The 19,178-nt window shown below is 76.5% G+C and carries 17 protein-coding genes; 10 read left to right on the forward strand and 7 right to left on the reverse strand.

Annotated elements, in window-relative coordinates:
- The first annotated feature begins 2 nt into the window (after positions 1-2).
- Genes C5507_RS20825 through C5507_RS20835 form a run of 3 tightly spaced genes read left to right on the forward strand, consistent with a single transcriptional unit; the run spans position 3 to position 4,820 of the window.
- A complete protein-coding gene (locus C5507_RS20825; protein ID WP_170107070.1) occupies positions 3-455 on the forward strand; it encodes an SAV_6107 family HEPN domain-containing protein in 453 nt (150 codons plus the stop codon).
- A complete protein-coding gene (locus C5507_RS20830; protein WP_104530410.1) occupies positions 452-4,195 on the forward strand; it encodes a DNA polymerase III subunit alpha in 3,744 nt (1,247 codons plus the stop codon). Before C5507_RS20825 ends, C5507_RS20830 begins: the two co-directional genes overlap by 4 nt.
- 22 nt (positions 4,196-4,217) lie before the next feature.
- Entirely contained in the window at positions 4,218-4,820 is a 603-nt protein-coding gene (locus C5507_RS20835; protein ID WP_104530411.1) for a GDSL-type esterase/lipase family protein, read from the forward strand.
- A 22-nt stretch (positions 4,821-4,842) separates the two neighbouring features.
- On the opposite strand, the gene C5507_RS20840 is transcribed toward C5507_RS20835, so the two are convergent.
- On the reverse strand, positions 4,843-5,031 hold the full coding sequence (locus C5507_RS20840) for a hypothetical protein (protein ID WP_104530412.1): 189 nt from the start codon (positions 5,029-5,031) through the stop codon (positions 4,843-4,845).
- Positions 5,032-5,194: 163 nt separating this feature from the next.
- Here C5507_RS20840 and C5507_RS20845 point away from each other — a divergent pair, with 163 nt between their 5' ends.
- The 3 genes from C5507_RS20845 to C5507_RS20855 all read left to right on the forward strand — a co-directional run bounded on the left by C5507_RS20845 (position 5,195) and on the right by C5507_RS20855 (position 7,693).
- A complete protein-coding gene (locus tag C5507_RS20845; protein ID WP_104530413.1) occupies positions 5,195-5,680 on the forward strand; it encodes a VOC family protein in 486 nt (161 codons plus the stop codon).
- Positions 5,681-5,771: 91 nt separating this feature from the next.
- Positions 5,772-6,506 carry a methyltransferase domain-containing protein gene (locus C5507_RS20850; protein WP_104530414.1) on the forward strand — a complete coding sequence of 245 codons (735 nt, stop codon included), beginning with the start codon at positions 5,772-5,774 and terminating at the stop codon, positions 6,504-6,506.
- Entirely contained in the window at positions 6,503-7,693 is a 1,191-nt protein-coding gene (locus tag C5507_RS20855; protein ID WP_104530415.1) for an alkaline phosphatase family protein, read from the forward strand. The genes C5507_RS20850 and C5507_RS20855 overlap by 4 nt, the downstream gene beginning before the upstream one ends.
- A 9-nt stretch (positions 7,694-7,702) precedes the next feature.
- On the opposite strand, the gene C5507_RS20860 is transcribed toward C5507_RS20855, so the two are convergent.
- From C5507_RS20860 to C5507_RS20870, 3 genes are all read right to left on the reverse strand, one after another.
- Positions 7,703-8,743, reverse strand: a complete 1,041-nt coding sequence (locus C5507_RS20860; RefSeq protein WP_242610985.1) for a sucrase ferredoxin — start codon at positions 8,741-8,743, stop codon at positions 7,703-7,705.
- Positions 8,715-9,974, reverse strand: a complete 1,260-nt coding sequence (locus C5507_RS20865; protein ID WP_242610986.1) for a cupin domain-containing protein — start codon at positions 9,972-9,974, stop codon at positions 8,715-8,717. Before C5507_RS20865 ends, C5507_RS20860 begins: the two co-directional genes overlap by 29 nt.
- 68 nt (positions 9,975-10,042) lie before the next feature.
- A complete protein-coding gene (locus C5507_RS20870) occupies positions 10,043-10,321 on the reverse strand; it encodes a BatC protein (RefSeq protein ID WP_104530418.1) in 279 nt (92 codons plus the stop codon).
- Positions 10,322-10,524: 203 nt separating this feature from the next.
- On the opposite strand from C5507_RS20870, the gene dinB reads away from it, so the two are divergent.
- Positions 10,525-11,778, forward strand: coding sequence for a DNA polymerase IV (dinB, locus tag C5507_RS20875; protein WP_104530419.1), 1,254 nt, complete (start codon positions 10,525-10,527; stop codon positions 11,776-11,778).
- A 125-nt stretch (positions 11,779-11,903) separates the two neighbouring features.
- Positions 11,904-12,308: a DUF3040 domain-containing protein gene (locus tag C5507_RS20880; protein ID WP_104530420.1), complete on the forward strand. Its 405-nt coding sequence runs from the start codon at positions 11,904-11,906 to the stop codon at positions 12,306-12,308.
- An 11-nt stretch (positions 12,309-12,319) separates the two neighbouring features.
- On the opposite strand, the gene C5507_RS20885 is transcribed toward C5507_RS20880, so the two are convergent.
- The 3 genes from C5507_RS20885 to C5507_RS20895 are packed head-to-tail and all read right to left on the reverse strand — an operon-like array spanning position 12,320 to position 16,963.
- A complete protein-coding gene (locus C5507_RS20885) occupies positions 12,320-14,632 on the reverse strand; it encodes a transglutaminase TgpA family protein (protein ID WP_104530421.1) in 2,313 nt (770 codons plus the stop codon).
- Complete coding sequence (locus tag C5507_RS20890; protein WP_104530422.1) at positions 14,629-15,975, reverse strand: DUF58 domain-containing protein; 1,347 nt, start codon at positions 15,973-15,975, stop codon at positions 14,629-14,631. Before C5507_RS20890 ends, C5507_RS20885 begins: the two co-directional genes overlap by 4 nt.
- A gap of 4 nt (positions 15,976-15,979) precedes the next feature.
- Positions 15,980-16,963 carry an AAA family ATPase gene (locus C5507_RS20895; RefSeq protein ID WP_104530423.1) on the reverse strand — a complete coding sequence of 328 codons (984 nt, stop codon included), beginning with the start codon at positions 16,961-16,963 and terminating at the stop codon, positions 15,980-15,982.
- A 221-nt stretch (positions 16,964-17,184) separates the two neighbouring features.
- Between C5507_RS20895 and mraZ the strand changes: the two genes are divergently transcribed.
- Positions 17,185-17,619 carry a division/cell wall cluster transcriptional repressor MraZ gene (mraZ, locus tag C5507_RS20900; RefSeq protein WP_104525733.1) on the forward strand — a complete coding sequence of 145 codons (435 nt, stop codon included), beginning with the start codon at positions 17,185-17,187 and terminating at the stop codon, positions 17,617-17,619.
- A 452-nt stretch (positions 17,620-18,071) separates the two neighbouring features.
- Entirely contained in the window at positions 18,072-19,067 is a 996-nt protein-coding gene (gene rsmH / locus C5507_RS20905) for a 16S rRNA (cytosine(1402)-N(4))-methyltransferase RsmH (protein WP_104530424.1), read from the forward strand.
- The last annotated feature ends 111 nt before the right edge of the window (positions 19,068-19,178 follow it).

A 19,178-nucleotide genomic window follows, 5' to 3' on the forward strand; every position in this document is an offset into this window, starting at 1 on the left:
AGCTGCCCCTGCCTCCCGCCCTGCCCGCCGCGGCCGCGGCGCTGCTCGGCCAGGCCCACCGTGGGCTGGCCGCGGCCGCTGCCGCCCCCGACCCGCGGGAGCGGTACGCCACCGCGCACCTCGCGGCCCTCCGCGCCGCCGCGGCGGTGCTGGCGGCCCGCACCCGGCCCGAGGCCGGCCGGCGGCGGCCGCGCAGCGCCTGGGTCCTGCTGGGGCAGGTGGCCCCCGAGCTGGGGGAGTGGGCCACCTTCTTCGCCGCGGGCGCGGGCAAGCGTGCCGCCGCCGAGGCCGGGTTGTCCCGCGCGGTCACCGAGCGCGAGGCCGACGACCTGGTCCGCGACGTGCGCGGCTTCCTCGACGTGGTGGAGGCGGGCCTGGACGTCGTCGGCCCCCGCTACCCCCGGCCGCACGTGGTCGGTGGATCGGCGTCCCGGTCCGCCGGGTCCCGGCGGTGACCGACCCCTTCGTCCACCTGCACGTCGCTTCCGGCTACTCCATGCGGTACGGGGCCAACCACCCGGCCGATCTGGTGGCCCGCGCCGCCGAGCACGGCATGCCGGCCCTGGCCCTCACCGACCGGGACGGGCTCTACGGCGCGGTGAAGTTCGCGCTGGCCTGCCGGTCGGCGGGGGTGCGGCCGATCTTCGGGGTGGACCTGGCGGTGGCACCGGCCCTGGGCACCAGCGTGCCGCCGGCGCTCGCGCACGTGCTGGGGGAGGACCCGGCCACGGCGCGCGCCCCGCGGTCACGCGCCGCGGCGCCCACCCGCCGGGCCCCGGCGCGGGGCGGGGCGAGCGTCGACCCGCGGCTGCCCCGGGTCACCTTCCTGGCCCGCAACGGCGCCGGCTGGCGTTCGCTGTGCCGGCTCACCAGCGCCACCCACCTGCGCGGCGCCCGGGGCGAGCCGGTGAGCTCGCTGGCGATCGCCGCCGAGCACGCCGACGGGCTGGTCCCGCTGCTGGGGCCGGACTCGCCGGTCGGGCGGGCGCTGCTGGCCGGCCGGGCCGACCTGGCGGCCGACCAGCTCGACGCGTGGCGCGCGGTGTTCGGGCCCGGGCTGGCGCTGGAGGTGGTGCACCACCGCGGTCGAGGTGACCGGCAGCGCGCGCAGGCGCTGCTCCGATTCGCCGCCGGACAGCAGGTGCCGGTGGTCCTCAGCAACGCGGTCCGCTACGTCGACGCCCTGGACGCGCCGACCGCCGACGTGCTCGACGCCGCCCGCCGGCTGGTGCCGCTGGGCGCCCGGCACGTCGACCGCACCACGGCCGAGGGCTACCTGAAGTCGGGCAAGGAGATGGCCGAGGTCGCCGAGGACCTCGTCGGCCCGGACCGGGACGCCGCCCTGCGGCTGCTCGAGCGCACCGCCCGGCTGGCCGAGCAGTGCGCCGTCGACGTCGCCGGCGACCTGGGCATCGGCAGCGTCCGTTATCCCGAGCTCGACGTCGTCACCTCTCCCGTGGAGCGGGGGATGAGCTCCGCGCAGGTGCTCCGGGCCCGCTGCGAGGCCGGCCTGGGCCGGCGGGGCATGGCGCCGACGGCGCGGGTGAGGCAGCGGCTGGCCGAGGAGCTGGAGGTCATCGAGTCCCTCGGCTACCCGTCCTACTTCCTCACCGTCGCCGACGTCGTCGACCTCATCAAGAGCTTGAGGGTCCGCGCCGCGGCCCGCGGCTCGGGCGCCGGCAGCCTGGTCACCTACCTGCTCGGCATCTCCGACGTGGACCCGCTGAGGTACGGGCTGCTGATGGAGCGGTTCCTCTCACCGCTGCGCCACCAGCTGCCCGACATCGACATCGACGTGGAGTCCGCGCGGCGCATGGAGGTCTACGACGCGGTCATCGCCCGCTTCGGCGCCGACCGGGTCAGCTGCATCTCGATGATGGACACCTACCGGGTGCGGCACGCGATCCGCGACGTCGGCGCCGCGCTGGGGCTGCCGCCGGCGGAGATCGACGCCGTCGCCAAGGCGTTCCCGCACATCCGGGCCAACCAGGTGCACGCCGCGCTGCGCGACCTGCCCGAGCTGCGGGCCAGCCGGCTGGGGTCCAGGCGGGCCGGCGGCTCCGGCGACCTGGACCTGCTGTTCGACCTCGTCTCCCGCCTCGACGGGCTGCCCCGGCACATCGCGCTGCACCCGTGCGGGGTGCTGCTGTCCGATGCCACGCTGCTCGACCGCACGCCGGTGGAGAGCAGCTACCTGGGCTACCCGATGAGCCAGTTCGACAAGGACGACGTCGAGGAGCTCGGGCTGCTCAAGCTCGACCTGCTCGGCATCCGGATGCAGTCGGCGATCGCGCACGCGCTCGACGAGGTGGCCCGGGTCGACGGCGAGACCGTGGCGATCGACGACGTCCCGCGGGACGACCCGACGACCTTCGAGCTGATCCGCTCCACCCGGACGCTCGGCATGTTCCAGATCGAGTCGCCGGGGCAGCGGGAACTGGTCGGCAAGTTCGGGCCGCGATCGTTCGAGGACATCATCATCGACATCTCGCTGTTCCGGCCCGGGCCGGTGAAGAGCGACATGGTGACCCCGTTCCTCATGGCCCGGAACGGCTGGCGCGACGCGGTCTACCCGCACCCCGACCTGGAGTTCGCGCTCGCCGAGACCGCCGGGGTGGTGGTCTTCCACGAGCAGGTGCTGCAGGTCGTCGCGCGGATGACCGGCTGCACGCTGGCCGAGGCCGACGAGGTGCGCCGCGCACTGGGGGAGAAGGACGCCCACCCCGAGGTGCGGGCATGGTTCATGCCCCGGGTGCTCGACGCCGGCTACCCGGCGGAGGTCGCCGAGCAGGTCTGGCAGGTGCTGGTGGCCTTCGGGTCGTTCGGTTTCTGCAAGGCGCACGCGGCGGCGTTCGCGCTGCCCACCTACCAGTCGGCGTGGCTGAAGACCCACCACCCGGCGGCCTTCCTGGCCGGGGTGCTCACGCACGACCCGGGCATGTACCCGAAGCGGCTGATCCTCGACGACGCCCGCAACTTCGGGATCCGGGTGCTCGGCCTGGACGTCAACGCCTCGACCGGCTCCTACCGGGTCGAACGCCTCGACCCGGACCCTGAGGTGGAGGATGAGGGTTGGCGGCGGCCGGAGTGGATGCCGGCGGCGATGGCCGATCCGTCGCGGTACGGCATCCGGCTCTCGCTGGCGGACGTGAAGGGCATCTCCGACGACGAGGTGGCCCGGATCGTCGGCGGGCAGCCCTACCGGTCACTGACGGACTTCTGGTCCCGGGCCTCGGTGTCCCGGCCGGTGGTGGAGCGGCTGGTCCTGGCCGGCGGGTTCGATCCGCTCTACGGCTTCGGGATGCGTGACCGCGAGGCGGGCCGGCCCACGCGACGGCGCCGGCAGGTGACCCGCCGGGACCTGCTGCTGCAGATCAGCGAGCTGGACCGCCTGCGCCGCAGCGGGGCGCGGGCGAGTTCGGACGGGCAGCTGAGCCTCGACCTGATGGGGCTGGGCCTCCCCGAGGAGGAGACCGAGGGGCAGGCGGCCGGGCCGTCCTGGGCGGAGAGCAGCGGACTGCCCGAGTTCACCGACGCGGAGCTGGTGCGTGCCGAGCTCGAGGTGCTCGGGCTGGACGCCAGCCGGCACGTCGTCGACTTCTACCGGCCGTTCCTCGGCGTCCTGGGCGCGGTGCCGGCCGGAGAGCTGCTCGGCTGCCGCAGCGGCTCGGAGGTGCTGGTGGCCGGGGTGAAGGTGGCCACCCAGACGCCGCCGATCCGATCCGGCCGACGGGTGGTGTTCGTGACCCTCGACGACGGCTCGGGCTGCACCGACTCGACCTTCTTCGAGGACGCGCAGGGGCCGTACGCCGCGACGGTCTTCCACTCGTGGCTGCTGGTGATCCGCGGGGTGCTGCGCCGCACCGGGCCGCGCGGGGTGTCGCTGCGGGCCACCGGGGCCTGGGAGCTGCCGGCGCTGCACGAGGCCTGGGAGACCGGCGGCCTGGAGGCGGTGGCCGAGCTGATGGCGGCGCCGGGGGAGATCACCGAGCAGGCGATCACCGGGGCGGCGGCATCGCGCAGCAGCCGGCCCGTCGTGGTGCGGCCGGTGCTGGTGCACCCGACGGGCTTCCGGATGTCGCCCTACGCCGACATCAAGCCGGCCGGCGACGACGCGGCGACCGCCGCCCGTCGCGCGGCGTCCGGGCCGCCTCGCAAGCTCTGGCACTCCAGCCCCGGCAGCTCGGGCCACTGAGCGGGACGGCCAGGATGGGGCCATGTCGCGTGACCTGCGCATCTGCTTCGTCGGCGACTCCTACGTCGCCGGTGTCGGCGACCCGGAGCACCTCGGCTGGGTCGGCCGGCTGGCCGCCGCCAGCGCACGCGACGGGCTGCCGCTGACCAGCTACGTCCTCGGGGTGCGACGGCAGACCACCGCCGACGTCGCCGACCGGTGGGCGACCGAGTGCCGGCCCCGGTTGGCGGGAGGGCCGTGGGAGCCGCGGGTCGTCCTCTCCACCGGGGTCAACGACACGACGGACGCCGACGGCGCCCCGCGGCTGACGCCCCAGCGGTCGGTCGCGGCGTTCATCGAGGTGCTGACCGGCGCCGCCGCCGCCCGGTGGCCGCTGCTCGTCGTGGGGCCGCCGGCCGTCGCCGACGACGCCCAGAACGAGCGCACCGCGGCCGTCGATGCGTCCTTCGCGGGCGTCTGCGCCGCGCGCGGTGTGCCGTACGTCCCCGTCCTTCCCGCCCTGGCCGCCGACCCCACCTGGAGGGCTGAGGTGGCCGCCGGGGACGGCGCCCACCCCGGCGCGGCCGGATACGCGCTGCTCGCCGATCTCGTCCGCCCGCACTGGCAATCCTGGATCAGCGGCTGAGCGCAGCGTGGTGGAGCGGGGCTCAGCCGCCCTCGCCGTCGGTGGCGTCCCCGACCTCTTCCTCGACCTGGTCGACGCCCTCCTCGACGTTCTGCTCGACACCGTCGTCGACGACGTCGGATCCGCAGGCGGCCGTCGTCAGGCTCGCGGCCGCGATGGCGAACGCGGCCGCCGTCCTGCGGACGAGACGGGGGCGGGTGGACCTGGTCATGGGAACTCCTCGGTCTGCGGCGATCCTGACCGCAGCTCTGTGCCCTCGCAGCGGGAACCGGTAAACGGCCGCCTCCACGCGCGTCGGTCACCGCTCAGTTCGGCGGGCCGCGACCGTCTGACCCTCGACCGGTCATCCGGCCGGATGTGAGAGAGGACCAGCCATGCCCACGCAGATCCCGTGCCTGTGGTTCGACGGCAAGGCCGAGGAGGCCGCCCGGCACTACACCTCGATCTTCCCGAACTCCAGCATCGGCACCATCACCCGCTACGGACCCGGCATGCCCGGGCCCATGGCCGAGGGTGACGTCCTGACCGTCGACTTCACCCTCGACGGGCGGCCCTGGACCGCGCTCAACGGCGGGCCGCTGTTCACCTTCAGCGAGGCCGTCTCCTTCCAGATCGTCTGCGCGGACCAGGAGGAGGCCGACCACTACTGGAACCGGCTCACCGAGGGCGGCGAGGAGAGCATGTGCGGCTGGCTCAAGGATCGCTTCGGCGTCTCCTGGCAGGTGTTCCCGGAGGAGCTCCTCGCGCTGACCACCGACCCCGACCCGGGCCGGGCGCAGCGGGCCACCCAGGCCATGCTGCGGATGCGCCGCATCGACATCGCCGAGATCCGGCGGGCCGCCGACAGCGTGCCCGTCTGAAGAAGGACCCTCCTGCCCCCCGCCGCTCGCACGCTCGCAGCGGGCCCCTACAGGAGGGCCGGAGCATCCGATCGCCACTAGGCTCGGCTGGGTGCCGACCGTTCCCTCGTCGCCGATCGCGGCGAAGCTGCCCGCCCGCACCGCCGCCGTGTGGGCCGCGCTCGATCCGCTCGTCGGCGCCGGCGCCCCGCTGCGCGTGCTCGACGTCGGCGGCGGCAGCGGGATGTTCGCCGTGCCCCTGGCCCGCCTCGGCCACACCGTCACCGTCGTCGACCCCAGCGCCGACGCCCTGGCCACCCTCCACCGCCGCGCCGACAACGACGGCGTGGGCGCGCAGGTGGTCGGCGTCCAGGGCGACGGCGACCTGCTGCACGAGGTCCTGGCCGACGACGGCGGCTACGACCTGGCGCTGTGCCACTGGGTGCTCGAGGTCGTCGACGACCCCGCCGCCACCCTGCGGGAGATCGCCGGGGCGCTGCGCCCCGGCGGCCAGGTGAGCCTCGCCGCCGCCAACCGGGCCGGCGCGGTGCTCGCCCGCGCCGTCGCCGGGCACCCCGTAGAGGCGCTCGCCGTCCAGCAGGACCGCGACACCGCTCCCGGCCGGCTCGCCCGCCGCCGGTTCACCCCCGAGGCGCTCCTCGCCCTCGTCGACGGCGCCGGGCTCACCCCGGGCGCCTGGCGCGGCGTCTCGGTCGTCGCCGACCTGCTCGAGGCGGCCTCCGGCGCCGATCCGGACGCCGTCCAGAACCTCGAGCTGGCCCTTGCCGAGATCTCTCCCTACCGCGAGGTCGCCGCCGGCCTGCACCTGCTGGCCACCCGCCCGTGACGGCGGCGGCCGGCGCCTCCGCGCTCCCCGCCGACCTCCGGCGGCCCGCATACGGCGCCGCCAGCCTCGCCGACGTCCTGCCCGGCGTCAGCGCGGCCCTCGGTGCGCCGGTGCGCCGGGGGGACCTGCCGACCGATCCGCTCGGCCTGACCGAGGCCCTGCGGGGCGCCCGCCGGGTGGCCGTGCTCCTGGTCGACGGTCTCGGCGCCGACCTGGTCCGGGCCCACGCCGACCTCGCGCCCACCCTGGCCGCGATGGCCAGCCCGGCCGGCGACCTCGCCGCTCCCTGCCCCAGCACCACGCCGGTCAGCCTCACCACCCTCGGCACCGGCCTGCCGCCGGGCGCGCACGGCGTCCTCGGCTTCGTCACCGACGTGCCGGGGGAGGGGCGCACCCTCAACCACACCCAGTGGGCCGACGACCCCGACCCGACCGAGTGGATGGCCCGGCCCACGGTCTTCCAGCACGCTGCCGCCGAGGGGGTGGCCGTCACCGCCGTCGGGCCGTGGGCCTACGCCGGCTCGGGTCTCACCGAGTCCGCCTACCGGGGAGGCAACTACACCGGCGCCGTCGGCCCCGGTGACCTCACCGCCCTGATGCGTACCGCGCTGGACGCCGGCCCACGTTCGCTCGTCTACGGCTACCTGGCGGAGCTCGACCTGACCGGCCACGTCCGCGGCGTCGACTCGCCCAGCTGGCGGGCGCAGCTCGCCCTCGTCGACGGGCTGGTCGCCCAGATCGTGGACGGCCTGCCCGACGACGCCGCCCTGCTGGTCACCGCCGACCACGGGATGCTCGACGTCCCGGCGCACACCCGGTTCGACCTCGACGAGGAGCCCGACCTCGCCGACGGCGTGCGGTTGCTGGCCGGCGAACCCCGCGCCCGCTACGTGCACGCCGAGCCCGGCGCCGAGGCCGAGGTCCTCGACCGGTGGTGCGAGGTCCTGGGCCACCGCGCGTGGGTGGTCGGCCGCGACGAGGCGATCGCCACCGGCGTCTTCGGCACCGTCGAGGAGGCGCTCGCCGCCCGCATCGGCGACGTCGTGGCCCTGGCCCGGGGCAGCTGGGCGCTGGTCACCCCCCGGCTGGAGCCGGGGCCGAGCCGGCTGGCCGCCTACCACGGGTCGCTGACCGCCACCGAGCTCGCGATCCCGCTGCTGGCCGCCCACGGCCGCGCGCTGGGCTGAGGGTCGGGCTCAGCCCGGGGCCGGCGCCAGGGGACGCGTCGAGAGTGACAGGTGGTGCCAGGTGCGCACCCGGCCGGGCCGGGTCGCCTGGCAGGTCAGGTGCACGGTCTCCGGTGACGGCCGGCTCTCGACCACCACCACGACGGCGGCCCCCACGGGACCGGTCAGCGTCACCTCCCAGCGCTCCATCCCCGGGTCCGGGGAGTTCAGCCGGGTGACCCCCAGCGGCAGCAGGTCGTCCACGCCGAGCAGTCCCAGCTCCTCGCGGGCGTAGTGCTGGGCGGCCTGCGCGGGCGCGGCGACGCCGGCCCGCCCACGCAGCCAGGGCAGCGCCACCTGGCCCCGGGCGTGGGCGGCCACCACGAGCCCGCCGTCGCCGGGCACCTGGCCGTAGTAGAAGCCGTGCGGCAGCACGAGCAGGTTGGCGGCGAACCGGTCGCCGCCCAGGTGGCTGCACTCCCAGACGTCGGCGGGACCGGGCGTGGGCAGGGCGCGGGCCAGCGGGCGGCCGCGCAGCGCGCAGCAGGCGTCGTGCCCGCCGTGGGTGCAGACCAGGTAGGTGTCGCCGTGCGCCTGCTCGCCGACCGAGCCGTCCCACGGCGCGGTCAGCAGATCGGCGTCGGCGGACCGCACCGACCACCACAAACCCTCGCGGCCGGGCCGGCCGTCGGCATAGGCCCAACGGCGACCGGAGTCGGCCAGCCGGTCGCCGGGACGGCGCACCAGCAGCACCCGCACGCCCTCCCGCTCGGCCCGCTCGGCCAGCCGCGGCGCGACGTCGGCGTCGAACCGGGACTGCAGCAGCGCCTGCCGCCCCCACGGCCCGGGCTGCTCGACCAGCAGCCAGCGGGAGACGGGGGGCGCCGTCGCGATGCCGGAGTCCGCACGCGCCAGCGCCTGCACCGAGCAGCGGGTGCCGTCCAGCCGGCCGGGTGGACGGGCGGGGAGATCGGTGCGGCAGAAGTCGTCGACCTCCGGGGGGAGCGGGTCGGTCACGCCCCCCACCGGGTCCGTCGCCGGGTCACCGGTGCTCCCCGGTCGCGTGGTCATGACCGTCATCGTCCCCGGTCCGGGCATGTCCGGGCACCGCACCCGGCACCGTGGCGATCCCGTCGGTGACCAGCCGGCGGGCCAGCGTGATCCGGTCGGCGGGGTCCAGGGCCGGGAGGTCGCCCACCTCGAGCTCGCCGACGGCGAGCAGCTCGGCCAGCGCCGGGCGCGCCTCCGCCGGGAAGGTGTGGGTGCGCCGGCCACCGAGCAGGGTCACCCGGCCGTCGGCGGCGTCGCGCAGCGAGCAGCGCAGTCGGGCCCGCAGGCGCAGCACCGTGTCCGGGGTGAGCGCGGCGGCCGCGGTGGCCTGGGCCAGCGGCGCGACGGGCTCGGGCCGCACCTGCGACCAGGTGCGGGCGCGCAGCCGGTCGGCGACCTCGGTGGGGTCGACGCGACCCAGCCAGTCCTGCAGGCCCGCGATGACGGCGGCGACGTCGTCGCGGATCGAGTCCGGGCGGGTCAGGTCGAGGCCGAGCGGCAGCGAGCCGCGCAGCTCGGGGTCCTCGGCGGCGAGCGTCCGCACCAGGTCCAGCGCCGACTCGGCGGCGGCCCAGCGGGTCACCGGGTGGATGCCGACGGTCAGGTGGGCGCTGATCTCGCCGAGGGCCCTGGCCGAGTGCAGGTAGCCCCGCGGCAGGTAGAGGGCGTCCCCGGGGCGCAGCACCGCGTCGATGACCGGCTCGCGCTCGGCCGCGGCGGCCACCTCGTCGGCGCGGTCGTTCCAGACCTGGGTGCGCAGCGGGTCGGGGAGCACCGGCTCGTGGATCGTCCAGTGCTTCTTGCCGGCCATCTGCAGCACGAAGACGTCGTGCACGTCGTAGTGCGGGCTGAACCCACGTGACGAGGGCGGGGTGATGTAGGCGTTCACCTGGGTGGGGTGGCCCAGGTCGGCGGCGAGGGAGTCGGCGAACTCGATCAGCGGCGGCCACAGCCGGTGCAGGCCCTGCAGCACCACGGTGCTGCCGTCGGCGAACAGGCGTAGCACGGCCTCCGAGGACACCTGGTCGGCGATCTCGGCACCTGCGCCACCGGAGCTGGTGAAGCGCTCGGGGTCGACGACGGCGCCGTCCTTGGCGATCCGCAGGAACGGCGTCCGCAGGCCGCGACGGGAGAGCAGTTCGTCGACCGCGGGCAGGTCCAGGAGGTCGGTGAAGGAGTTGCCGGTGTCCTCGGCACGGGTCAGCAGCGGGCGCCGGGCCCAGTACTGCTCGCCGAAGACCTCCGGCTCCATGTCGGTGCACCGCCGCAGGGCGGGGCGGAGCAGGTGCTCCGCCCCGCCCTGCGGGGTCGGGTTCTCGGTCAGGCCGAGCCGTCCGCGCCACCGTCGGCACCGCCGTCAGCGCCACCGTCGGCACCGCCGTCAGCGCCACCGTCGGCACCGCCGTCCGCGCCGCCATCGGCACCGCCGTCGGAACCGCCGCCGGCGGCACCGCCGTCAGCGGGACCGTGGGCACCGCCGTCAGCGGGACCGTGGGCACCGCCGTCCGCGCCACCGTCGGCGCCGCCGTCCGCGCCACCGTCGGCGCCGCCGTCGGCCCCGCCGTCAGCGGTCGTCATGTCGTCGTCGTCCAGAGCCATGGCTCCTCCGATCAGGGGTCGAACCGGGCCGCCGGACGGCGGCCCCTCGTCGCTGCTTACCTCGGGCGTCGGGCGCTCACACCTGGCCTCCGACCTGCGCCGCCGAGGTCCTCGACACGGGCTGCCGCGGTACCGGGCCGGCGGGCGGGAGGGGAGCTACTCTCTCCTCGACATCGAACACGTGTTCGAGAACGGGGGGACGGGTGGCACCGGCGGCGGGTCGTGCGGCGGGATGCACCGTCCTGCACGTCGACATGGATGCCTTCTTCGCCAGCGTCGAGGTGCGTCGCCGGCCCGAACTGGCCGGCACGCCGGTGATCGTCGGGGGGGCCGGCAACCGGGGCGTGGTCACCTCGGCCACCTACGAGGCCCGCCGGTACGGGGTGCACGCGGCGATGCCCACCGCCCGGGCGCTGCGGCTGTGCCCGACGGCGACGGTCCTGCCGGGGGACATGGCGCTCTACACCGAGGTGTCCCGCTCGGTCATGGCGCTGTTCCGGTCCATCACGCCGCTGGTCGAGCCGCTCTCGCTGGACGAGGCGTTCCTCGACGTCTCCGGCGCCGGGCGCCGGCTGGGCGACGCCGTCGCGATCGGTGAGCACATCCGGGCGCGGGTCTACGACGAGCAGGGCATCACCTGCTCGGTGGGCGTCGCCGGCACGAAGTTCGTCGCGAAGCTGGCCTCCACCCGCGCGAAGCCCGACGGGATGCTCGTCGTCCGCCCCCCGGAGGTCATGGGGTTCCTGCACCCGCTGCCGGTGAACGCGTTGTGGGGGGTCGGCCCGAAGACCGAGGAGACGCTGCTGCGGCTCGGGTTGCGCACCGTCGGTGACCTGGCGCACGTCCCGGCACGGACCCTCCAGCGGGCGCTGGGCGCGGCCGCCGGCACGCACCTGCACGAGCTCGCGTGGGGGCGGGACCCGCGCCGGGTCGTCCCCGACGAGCCGGAGCGGTCCACGGGTGCGGAGGAGACCTTCTCCAGCGACGTGGACGACCCCGCCGTCATCCACCGGGAGCTGCTGCACCTGTCCGAGCGCACGGCCGGGCGGCTGCGCTCGATCGGCTGCCTGGCCCGCACGGTGAGCATCAAGGTGCGGTTCGCCGACTTCGCCACGATCACCCGCAGCCGGACGCTCGGCACCCCCACCGACGTGGGGAAGGAGCTCTACGACACGGCGCGGGCCCTGTACGACGCCCTGGGGCTCGAGCGCGCCCGCATCCGGCTGGTCGGGGTGCGGGCCGAACGGCTCGTCGACGCGGGCGCGGCGCACCAGCAGCTGGAGCTCGGTGCCCGCGAGCACGGTCGCCGGGACGCCGAGCTGGCCGCCGACCGCGCGGCCCGCCGGTTCGGGGCCGGTGCGGTCCGCCCGGCCACGCTCCTGCACCGGTCAGGGCGGCCCGGCGGAACGGGTCCCCGGGCCGCGCGGACGGGCGGTCGCGGCCACCCGGAGGGATGATCGTCCGACCCGTCCGGCAGCTTGCCGGGCCGTCGCCTTTCGCGGCTTGCGAACGGCTCGTATCCTCGGACGTACCGTCGGCGGGAGCCTCCGACGGAACTGGCTCCGCCCACCTGGAGGTCGACGTGCCGCTCTCCGAGCACGAGCAGCGTCTGCTGGAGCAGATCGAGCGCGCCCTCGTCGATGACGATCCCAAGTTCGCTTCCTCGGTCCGCACCGGCGATCGCCGTCTGAAGGCCCGCCGCAAGTTGCAGCTCGGCGGGCTGCTGGTCCTGGTCGGCTTCGCCGTCCTCGTCGCCGGCGCCGTGACCAGCTCGGTACCCCTCGGGGTGCTGGGCTTCCTCGTCGCCTTCGCCGGCGCGACGCTCGGCGTCCTGAACTACCGCGCCGCCACCGGCGCGGTGGTCGAGTCCGCCGGACCCGCCGGGTCCCCGGGCGCCTCGTCCGGCGGCCGGGGTGGTCGCACCCGCGGTCGTCAGCCGATGAAGAACCGCCTCGAGGAGCGCTTCCGCCGCCGCTACGACCAGTAGCAGCTCCGCGCTCAGCCGTCGGCCGCCGTCCTCCCGGGACGGCGGCCGACGACGTTCCGGGCCCAGCGCGCGGCCGTGGCGCCGACCCCGGCCACCAGGGAGACCGGCCACACCCAGGCCCGGACCCGCCGGTGCCAGGGCTGCGCGCCGGTCAGCGCCTGCCGCGCCGTCCGCAGCGCCGCCGTCAGCCGCGGGTCGCGCGGCGCGGTCCCGGGCCGCCGCCCGAACGTGGCCGCCTCCTCCGCCCGCGCCAGCTCACCGATCGCACCGGCGGACCCGGGCACGGCCGCGGCGGTGAGGGTGCCGGCGATGCGACGCGGGGTCCACGAGGGGTCCAGCCGCATGCCCAGGTCTGCCGCGCTCGCCGTCAGCTCGTCCCACAGCTGCGCCGCGCCGCCCTCGGCCAGCCGGCGCCGGCGCTGCAGCACCCGCACGCTCCCGGGCAGGGCCAGCACCACCGCCGCCAGGGTCACCGCGCCCGCGGTCGCCAGGAGGGGGCGCAGCGACGTCGCCTCCTGCGTGCGGCCGACGGCCTGGGGGACGGCCTCCGGCACGCGGTCGGCACGCGGCACCTCCACCGGCGGGGCGGCGGTCGGGGCCGAGCCGGGAGCGGTCCGGGTCGCGTCCTGCTCGGCCGAGGTGCGGGGTGACCACGGAAGCGCGACCCGGCGGTCGATCGAGATGGGCGTGGGGTCGAACGGCACCCAGCCGAACCCCTGGAAGAAGACCTCCACCCAGGCGTGGGCGTCGTCGCTGGTGATCATCCGCGAACCGTCGTCCCGCACCGACCCCGGGGTGTAGCCCATGGCCACGCGTGCCGGCACGCCCGCCTGGCGCACCAGCACGGCCATCGCCCCGGCGTACTGCTCGCAGTACCCGCGCTTGAGGCGCAGGAAGTCGACGAGGTCGTCGCCCGACGTCCCCGGGGCGGTGGAGAGGCTGTAGACGAACCCGTTGCCGCGATCGGTCAGGTAGGCCTGGATGCGGCGCACCGCCTCGTACGGCGTCGGGGCGCCCGCGGTCAGCTGGGCGGTGAGCTCGCCGATGGCCGGGTCCAGAGGGGGGAGCGGCCCGAAGCGCTGCTGGACCGGGTGGTCCGGGGGCAGCGGCAGCGCGCGCTCGAGCAGCTCGGCCGACGGCCGCGGCTCGGTCGCCGTCACCTGGTACCGCTGCCCACCGGTGGTGACGTCGCGGCCGAAGACGGTGCCGGTCGCCGCGTCGAACCGCCAGTCCTCCGCGTCGCCGTCCACCCGCACCGCCAGGGGGGAGGTGGGCAGCGGGAGGAACCGGTCGTCGTGCTCGACCACCTCGATGTCCGCGGTGACCGGCCGGGTCAGCTGGCGGGCCGGCAGCGGTGCCAGGGCGTCGGCACCGGCCACCGACCGCTGGCCGTCGAGGTTGCTCAGCGACCAGCCGTCGACCGGGTCGTACTGGTCGAGGGCGACGGCGCGCAGGTAGCCGAGGTCCTCCACCGATGCGTCCACGCGCAGCAGGTCGATCGGCTCGCCGCGGGTGAGCTGCCCCCGCAGTTCGGCCGCCGGGTCCAGGGCGGTCCCGGTCGCGCCGCCGGAGCCGCCGCCCAGCCCGGTGGCGAAGGAGCCCTCCTGCAGCGTCGGGACCAGGGGACCCAGGACGAGCGCGACGGCCAGGGCGGCCACGCCGATGCGCAGTGCCGCGCCGGTGCCGCCCGTCCATCCGTGCAGCCCGTCGAGCACCCGCCGCTGGTCGGCGCGCAGGAGCACCGCGAACCCGATCGCCGGCGCCACCAGGGCCGGCAGGCCGACCCCACCGGTCACGGTGGCGACCGGGACGCAGGCCAGCACGAGCAGGGCCAGCCCGGCGAGCGCCCCACGCCGCCCGGCCACGGTGATCAGGTCGACGGTCACCGCGACCAGCCCGACGAACAACGTGGTGAGGGCGAGCAGCCCGGTCAGCGGCAGGGCCGGCGTGGCCTGTTCCTGCATCTCCGCCGCGCCGTCGGACAGCACGCCGAGGAGGTGCGCGACGCTCCCCGGCGTGGGCACCAGGCCCGCGACCGCCCGGTCCGGGGCGAACAGCGCGGTCAGGACGCACAGCACGAGCGCCAGCTGCCCGGCCGGCACCAGCAGCGTGCCCAGGCCCCGGGCCGGCCGGGGAGCCGGACGGCCCCGCGCCAGCACCTGCCCGGCGCCGCGGAGCAGCAGCCCACCGGCCAGGACGGCGGCGACGGCCGCGGCGACGGGCGGCACCCACGCCGTCGTGGAGAAGACCGGCGTGAGCGCGAAGGCGCCCAGGAAGGTGGCGGCGGCCGCCGCGAGGGCCGGCGGCACGTCGGAGCGGGTCACGCCGGCACCCCCCGCGGAACGCCGCCCAGCGCCGCCCAGACGTCGGCCACCCCGCGGTCGGCGCCTGCGGTGGCCACCCGCCAGCCCGCGGCGGACAGCAGCGCGGAGGCCTCCTCGCGGGCCGTGTGCAGCGCGTCGGCGCCGCCGGAGGGACGGCGGCCGCGGGCCGACGGATCGGCCCAGCCGGTGACGTCCATCAGCACGGCGACGTCGGTGGCCGGGCCGGGCCGCAGCTGCACCAGCTCGGCCACGTCCTCGGGACCCACGGCGCCGAGGAGGCAGACGAGCGGACCGTCCCCGGCGGCGCGGCAGGCGGTGGCGACGGCGGCGTGCAGGTCCGCCACCCGGGAGGGCCGCACGGTCGCCAGCCGGTCGAGCAGCTCGTCGGCGCGCAGCCCGGCGCGGCCGGGGGGTGGCGCCAGCTCGCCGGCGTCGGTGATCACCCGCACGTCCGAGCCGCGGCCGGCCAGGGTCGCGCCGATGCTGGCCGCCGCCTCCACGAGCCACTCCAGGCTGTCGGCCGGCGGGCAGTCGTCGCCGGGCGGGCCGGGCACGGCACCGGCGCCCGGCCGCAGCGGCGCGACGAGGTGGGCGCGGGCGCGGGTGTCGAGCAGCAGGGTGCCCTGGGCGCGCCAGGGGCGCTCCTCCAGCCGGACCATCAGCTCGCCGGTGCGGGCGGTGGCCTTCCAGTGCACCTTGCGCAGGTCGTCGCCGCGCCGGTAGTCGCGCACGCTCACGTCGTCGTCGCCGTGCGCGCTGATCGACCGGTGCGCGCCGTTCCCGCCGCGCCCGGCACCTGTGCCGGGGCCTCCTGGACCCAGCGGGCGCACGCGGGGGACGACGACCAGGGGTGCGGTGCCGGTGCCGACGGCGGTCCGCTCGACCAGCCCGAACGGGTCGACGACCCGCAACCGGAGCGGCCCGAGTTCGTAGCGGCCCCGGAAGCGCCCGGTGACGGCGTACCGCAGCGGCGTGGTGGCGCCGGCGGGCAGCCCCGACACCGTGAAGCGCGGGGAGCGCCCGAGGGCTGCGGGCAGCTGCTCGGTGAGCAGCCAGAGCCCGCCACGGCGGGTGTCGGTGCTGCCCAGGTGCAGGACGACCTCGGCGGGCGTCCCACGCGGCACCCGCGGGGGTGTGGCCGTGCGGTGCGTGGTCACGAGGAACCGCCCCCGGACGACGCTGGACGCGGCCAGCAGCGGCAGGGCGAGGACGAAGACGGCGAGCTGCACCAGCGCGGTCTCGCCCAGGACCGCGCCGGCCAGGGCGAGGGCGAGACCGCCGGCGATCAGGCCGCGGCCGCGGACGGTGAGGGCGGACAGGGCCCGCCCGGGAGCTCCGCGCACCGCCTCAGCGTCCGCGGGGGACGGGGACCGAGCCGAGCAGCTGGGTGACGACCTGCTCGGTGGTGCGCCGGCCGACCGCCGCGTCGCCGCCCAGCAGCAGCCGGTGGGACAGCACCGGCACCGCCAGTTCCTGGACGTCGTCGGGCAGCACGTGGTCGCGCCCCTGCAGGGCCGCCGAGGCGCGGGCGGCGCGCAGCAGCTGGAGCCCCGCTCGCGGGGAGGCGCCCAGCCGGAGCTCGGGGGACCGGCGGGTGCCCTCGACCAGCGCGACGACGTACCGCCGCACCGCCTCGGAGACGTGCAGCCGGGAGGTGGCCGCCACCAGCGCCCGGACCAGCGCGGCGTCGGCGACGGGGCGCAGGCCCGCCAGCGGATCGGTGGTGGCGCGGTCGTCGAGCATCGCCAGCTCGGCGGCGGGATCGGGGTAGCCCATGGAGACGCGGGCGGTGAATCGGTCGCGCTGCGCCTCGGGCAGCGGGTAGGTGCCCTCCATCTCCAGCGGGTTCTGCGTGGCCATGACCATGAACGGCCGGGCCAGCTCGTAGCTGACGCCGTCGACGGTGACCTGGCGTTCCTCCATGCACTCCAGCAGCGCGGACTGGGTCTTGGGGGAGGCCCGGTTGATCTCGTCGGACACCACGATGTTGGCGAAGACGGCGCCGGGCTTGAACTCGAACTCGCGCGTCTCCTGGTCGTAGACCGCGACGCCGGTGACGTCGCTCGGCAGCAGGTCCGGGGTGAACTGGATCCGCCGGACGCTGGCGTCCACCGAGGCGGCCAGCGCCTTGGCCAGGGTGGTCTTCCCGACCCCTGGCACGTCCTCGATCAGCAGGTGGCCCTCGGCCAGCAGCACGACCAGGGCCAGCCGGATGACGTCGTCCTTGCCCTGCACGACGTGGGCGATGCTCGCCGCTATCCGGGCGCCCTCCGTGGCGACATCGACCGACGCACCGGTCGTCCCGTCAGCGGCCCGAGTCGCCTCCGTCACCTCCCCACCGTACGACGCGACGGCGTCGTGACGGGCTGTCGCGATCGCGCTGCTCAGCGCTGCGCGGACGCCGCGGGGCCGGAGTGGGGGCGCCGGATCACGACACGGTCGCAAGTGGTGTCCAGTGGGGGCTAGTGGGTTACTGTGTCGTCCGGTGGGGAGGCAGGGACCGCTCAGGGGTCGCTGCGGAGCCAAGGAGGACAGATGCGGGGGGTGATCCGGTGTTCGTCGGCAGCTACCCCCTGCGCCTCGACGAGAAGGGCCGGCTCGCACTTCCCGTCCGCTTCCGGGACCAGGTGGCCGACGGCATGGTGATCAAGAAGGGGCAGGAGCGCTGCGTGTACGGCCTCACCATGGCCCGGGTCGCCGAGCAGAGCGCTGCCATGGCCGCCATGGCCCCGTCCGACACCGCCCGCGCCCGCATGGCCGCCCGCATGAGCTTCGGGTCGATGGTCGAGATCGAGCCGGACAAGACCGGCCGCATCACGATCCCCGCCAGCCTGCGCGAGTACGCCGGGCTGGACCGCGACGTCGTGGTCGTCGGTGTCGACACCCGCTTCGAGATCTGGGACGCCGCCAACTGGGAGGCCTACGTGGCCGAGCTGGAGGCGGCGTACGCCGACATGGAGAGCGAGGGGATGCCGACGCTGTCGTGATCCCGGGAACGCCCCACCCGCTCCCACCGGCCCCCGCGTGCCACACCCCGTTCGAGCCGCCTTCCCCGCGGCTCGACCGGACCGGGCCCCAGCCGCCTTCCCCGCGGCTCGGTCCCACCAGCGCCAGGGCCGCTCGGACGAGCAGGTACCGCCGGCCCAGACCGGCGTGGGTCGACCCACCGGCCCCGCGGGGCGCCACCTGACGCTCTTCCCCGACGCCAGGCGGACCCCGCGGGGTCGGACACCACCCCGGACCGACGTCCCGCGCCCCACTCCGCCCCACGGTCCCCACCCCGCCCCACCTCACCCACCCCGCCCCACCGCAGCCCCACCGCCCCCCTGCGCCCCACCCGCCCGATCCCGCATCCCGCGCGCCGGTGGATCCCCCAGCCACCCTGCGCCGCGCGGCACCATCGCGGGAACCGCCCGGCCCGTTCGAGAGGCAGCAGACGATGAGCACCACCGGACCTGCCGCGGCCCCGGGCCCGCCGCAGCCCCCGGTGCACGTGTCGGTCCTCCTGGACCGCGTGACCGAGCTCCTCGGCCCGGCCCTCGCCGCCGACGGCGCCGTGCTCGTCGACGCCACCCTCGGCCTGGCCGGCCACGCCCTCGCCCTGCTGGGCGCCCACCCGGGCCTGCGCGTCGTCGGCCTGGACCGTGACCCCGACGCGCGCGCCGAGGCCGCCCGCCGCATCGCCGCCGCCGGCCACGCGGACCGGGTCACGCTCGTCCCCGCCGTCTTCGACGAGCTGCCCGACGTGCTGGACCGGCTGGGCATCGCCGAGGTCCAGGGCGTGCTGTTCGACCTCGGCGTCTCCTCGCTGCAGCTGGACCGCCCCGACCGCGGCTTCAGCTACTCCGCCGACGCCCCGCTGGACATGCGGATGGACCCGGGCGCCGGGCGCACCGCCGCCGACGTCGTCAACACCTATCCGCCGAAGGACCTCGCCCGCGTGCTGCGCGTCTACGGCGAGGAGCGCTTCGCCTCGCGCATCGCGGCCGCGATCGACCGGGAGCGGGCCCGCGAGCCCTTCACCGGGACGGCGCGGCTGGCCGAGCTGGTCCGCGAGTCCATCCCGGCCGCCACCCGGCGCACCGGCGGGCACCCCGCGAAGCGGACCTTCCAGGCGCTGCGCATCGAGGTCAACGACGAGCTCGGCGCGCTGGAACGCGCCCTCCCCTCCGCGATCGACGCCCTGGCCGTGGGCGGCCGGGTCGCGGTCATCACCTTCCACTCCTTGGAGGACCGGATCGTGAAGCAGACCCTCGCCGCGGGCGCGGCGGACCGGACGCCGCCCGGGCTGCCCGTCCCGCTGCCCGAGTACGGCCCCGTGCTGCGCCTGCTGACCCGCGGGGGAGAGGCCCCCGGCGACGACGAGGTCGCCGCCAATCCGCGTGCCGCCTCCGCCCGCGTGCGGGCCGCCGAGCGCATCCGGCGGGCGGCGTGACCCGCGCCGCCGCGGTCCCGACCACGGCCGCGAACGGGACCGGCGTCCGCACGCACACCACCGCCCGCCCCTCCGCCGGGGCGCGCACGGCCACGACCCGGACCGCCACCG

The organism is Blastococcus saxobsidens (genome assembly GCF_002938435.1).
Taxonomy (GTDB): domain Bacteria; phylum Actinomycetota; class Actinomycetes; order Mycobacteriales; family Geodermatophilaceae; genus Blastococcus; species Blastococcus saxobsidens.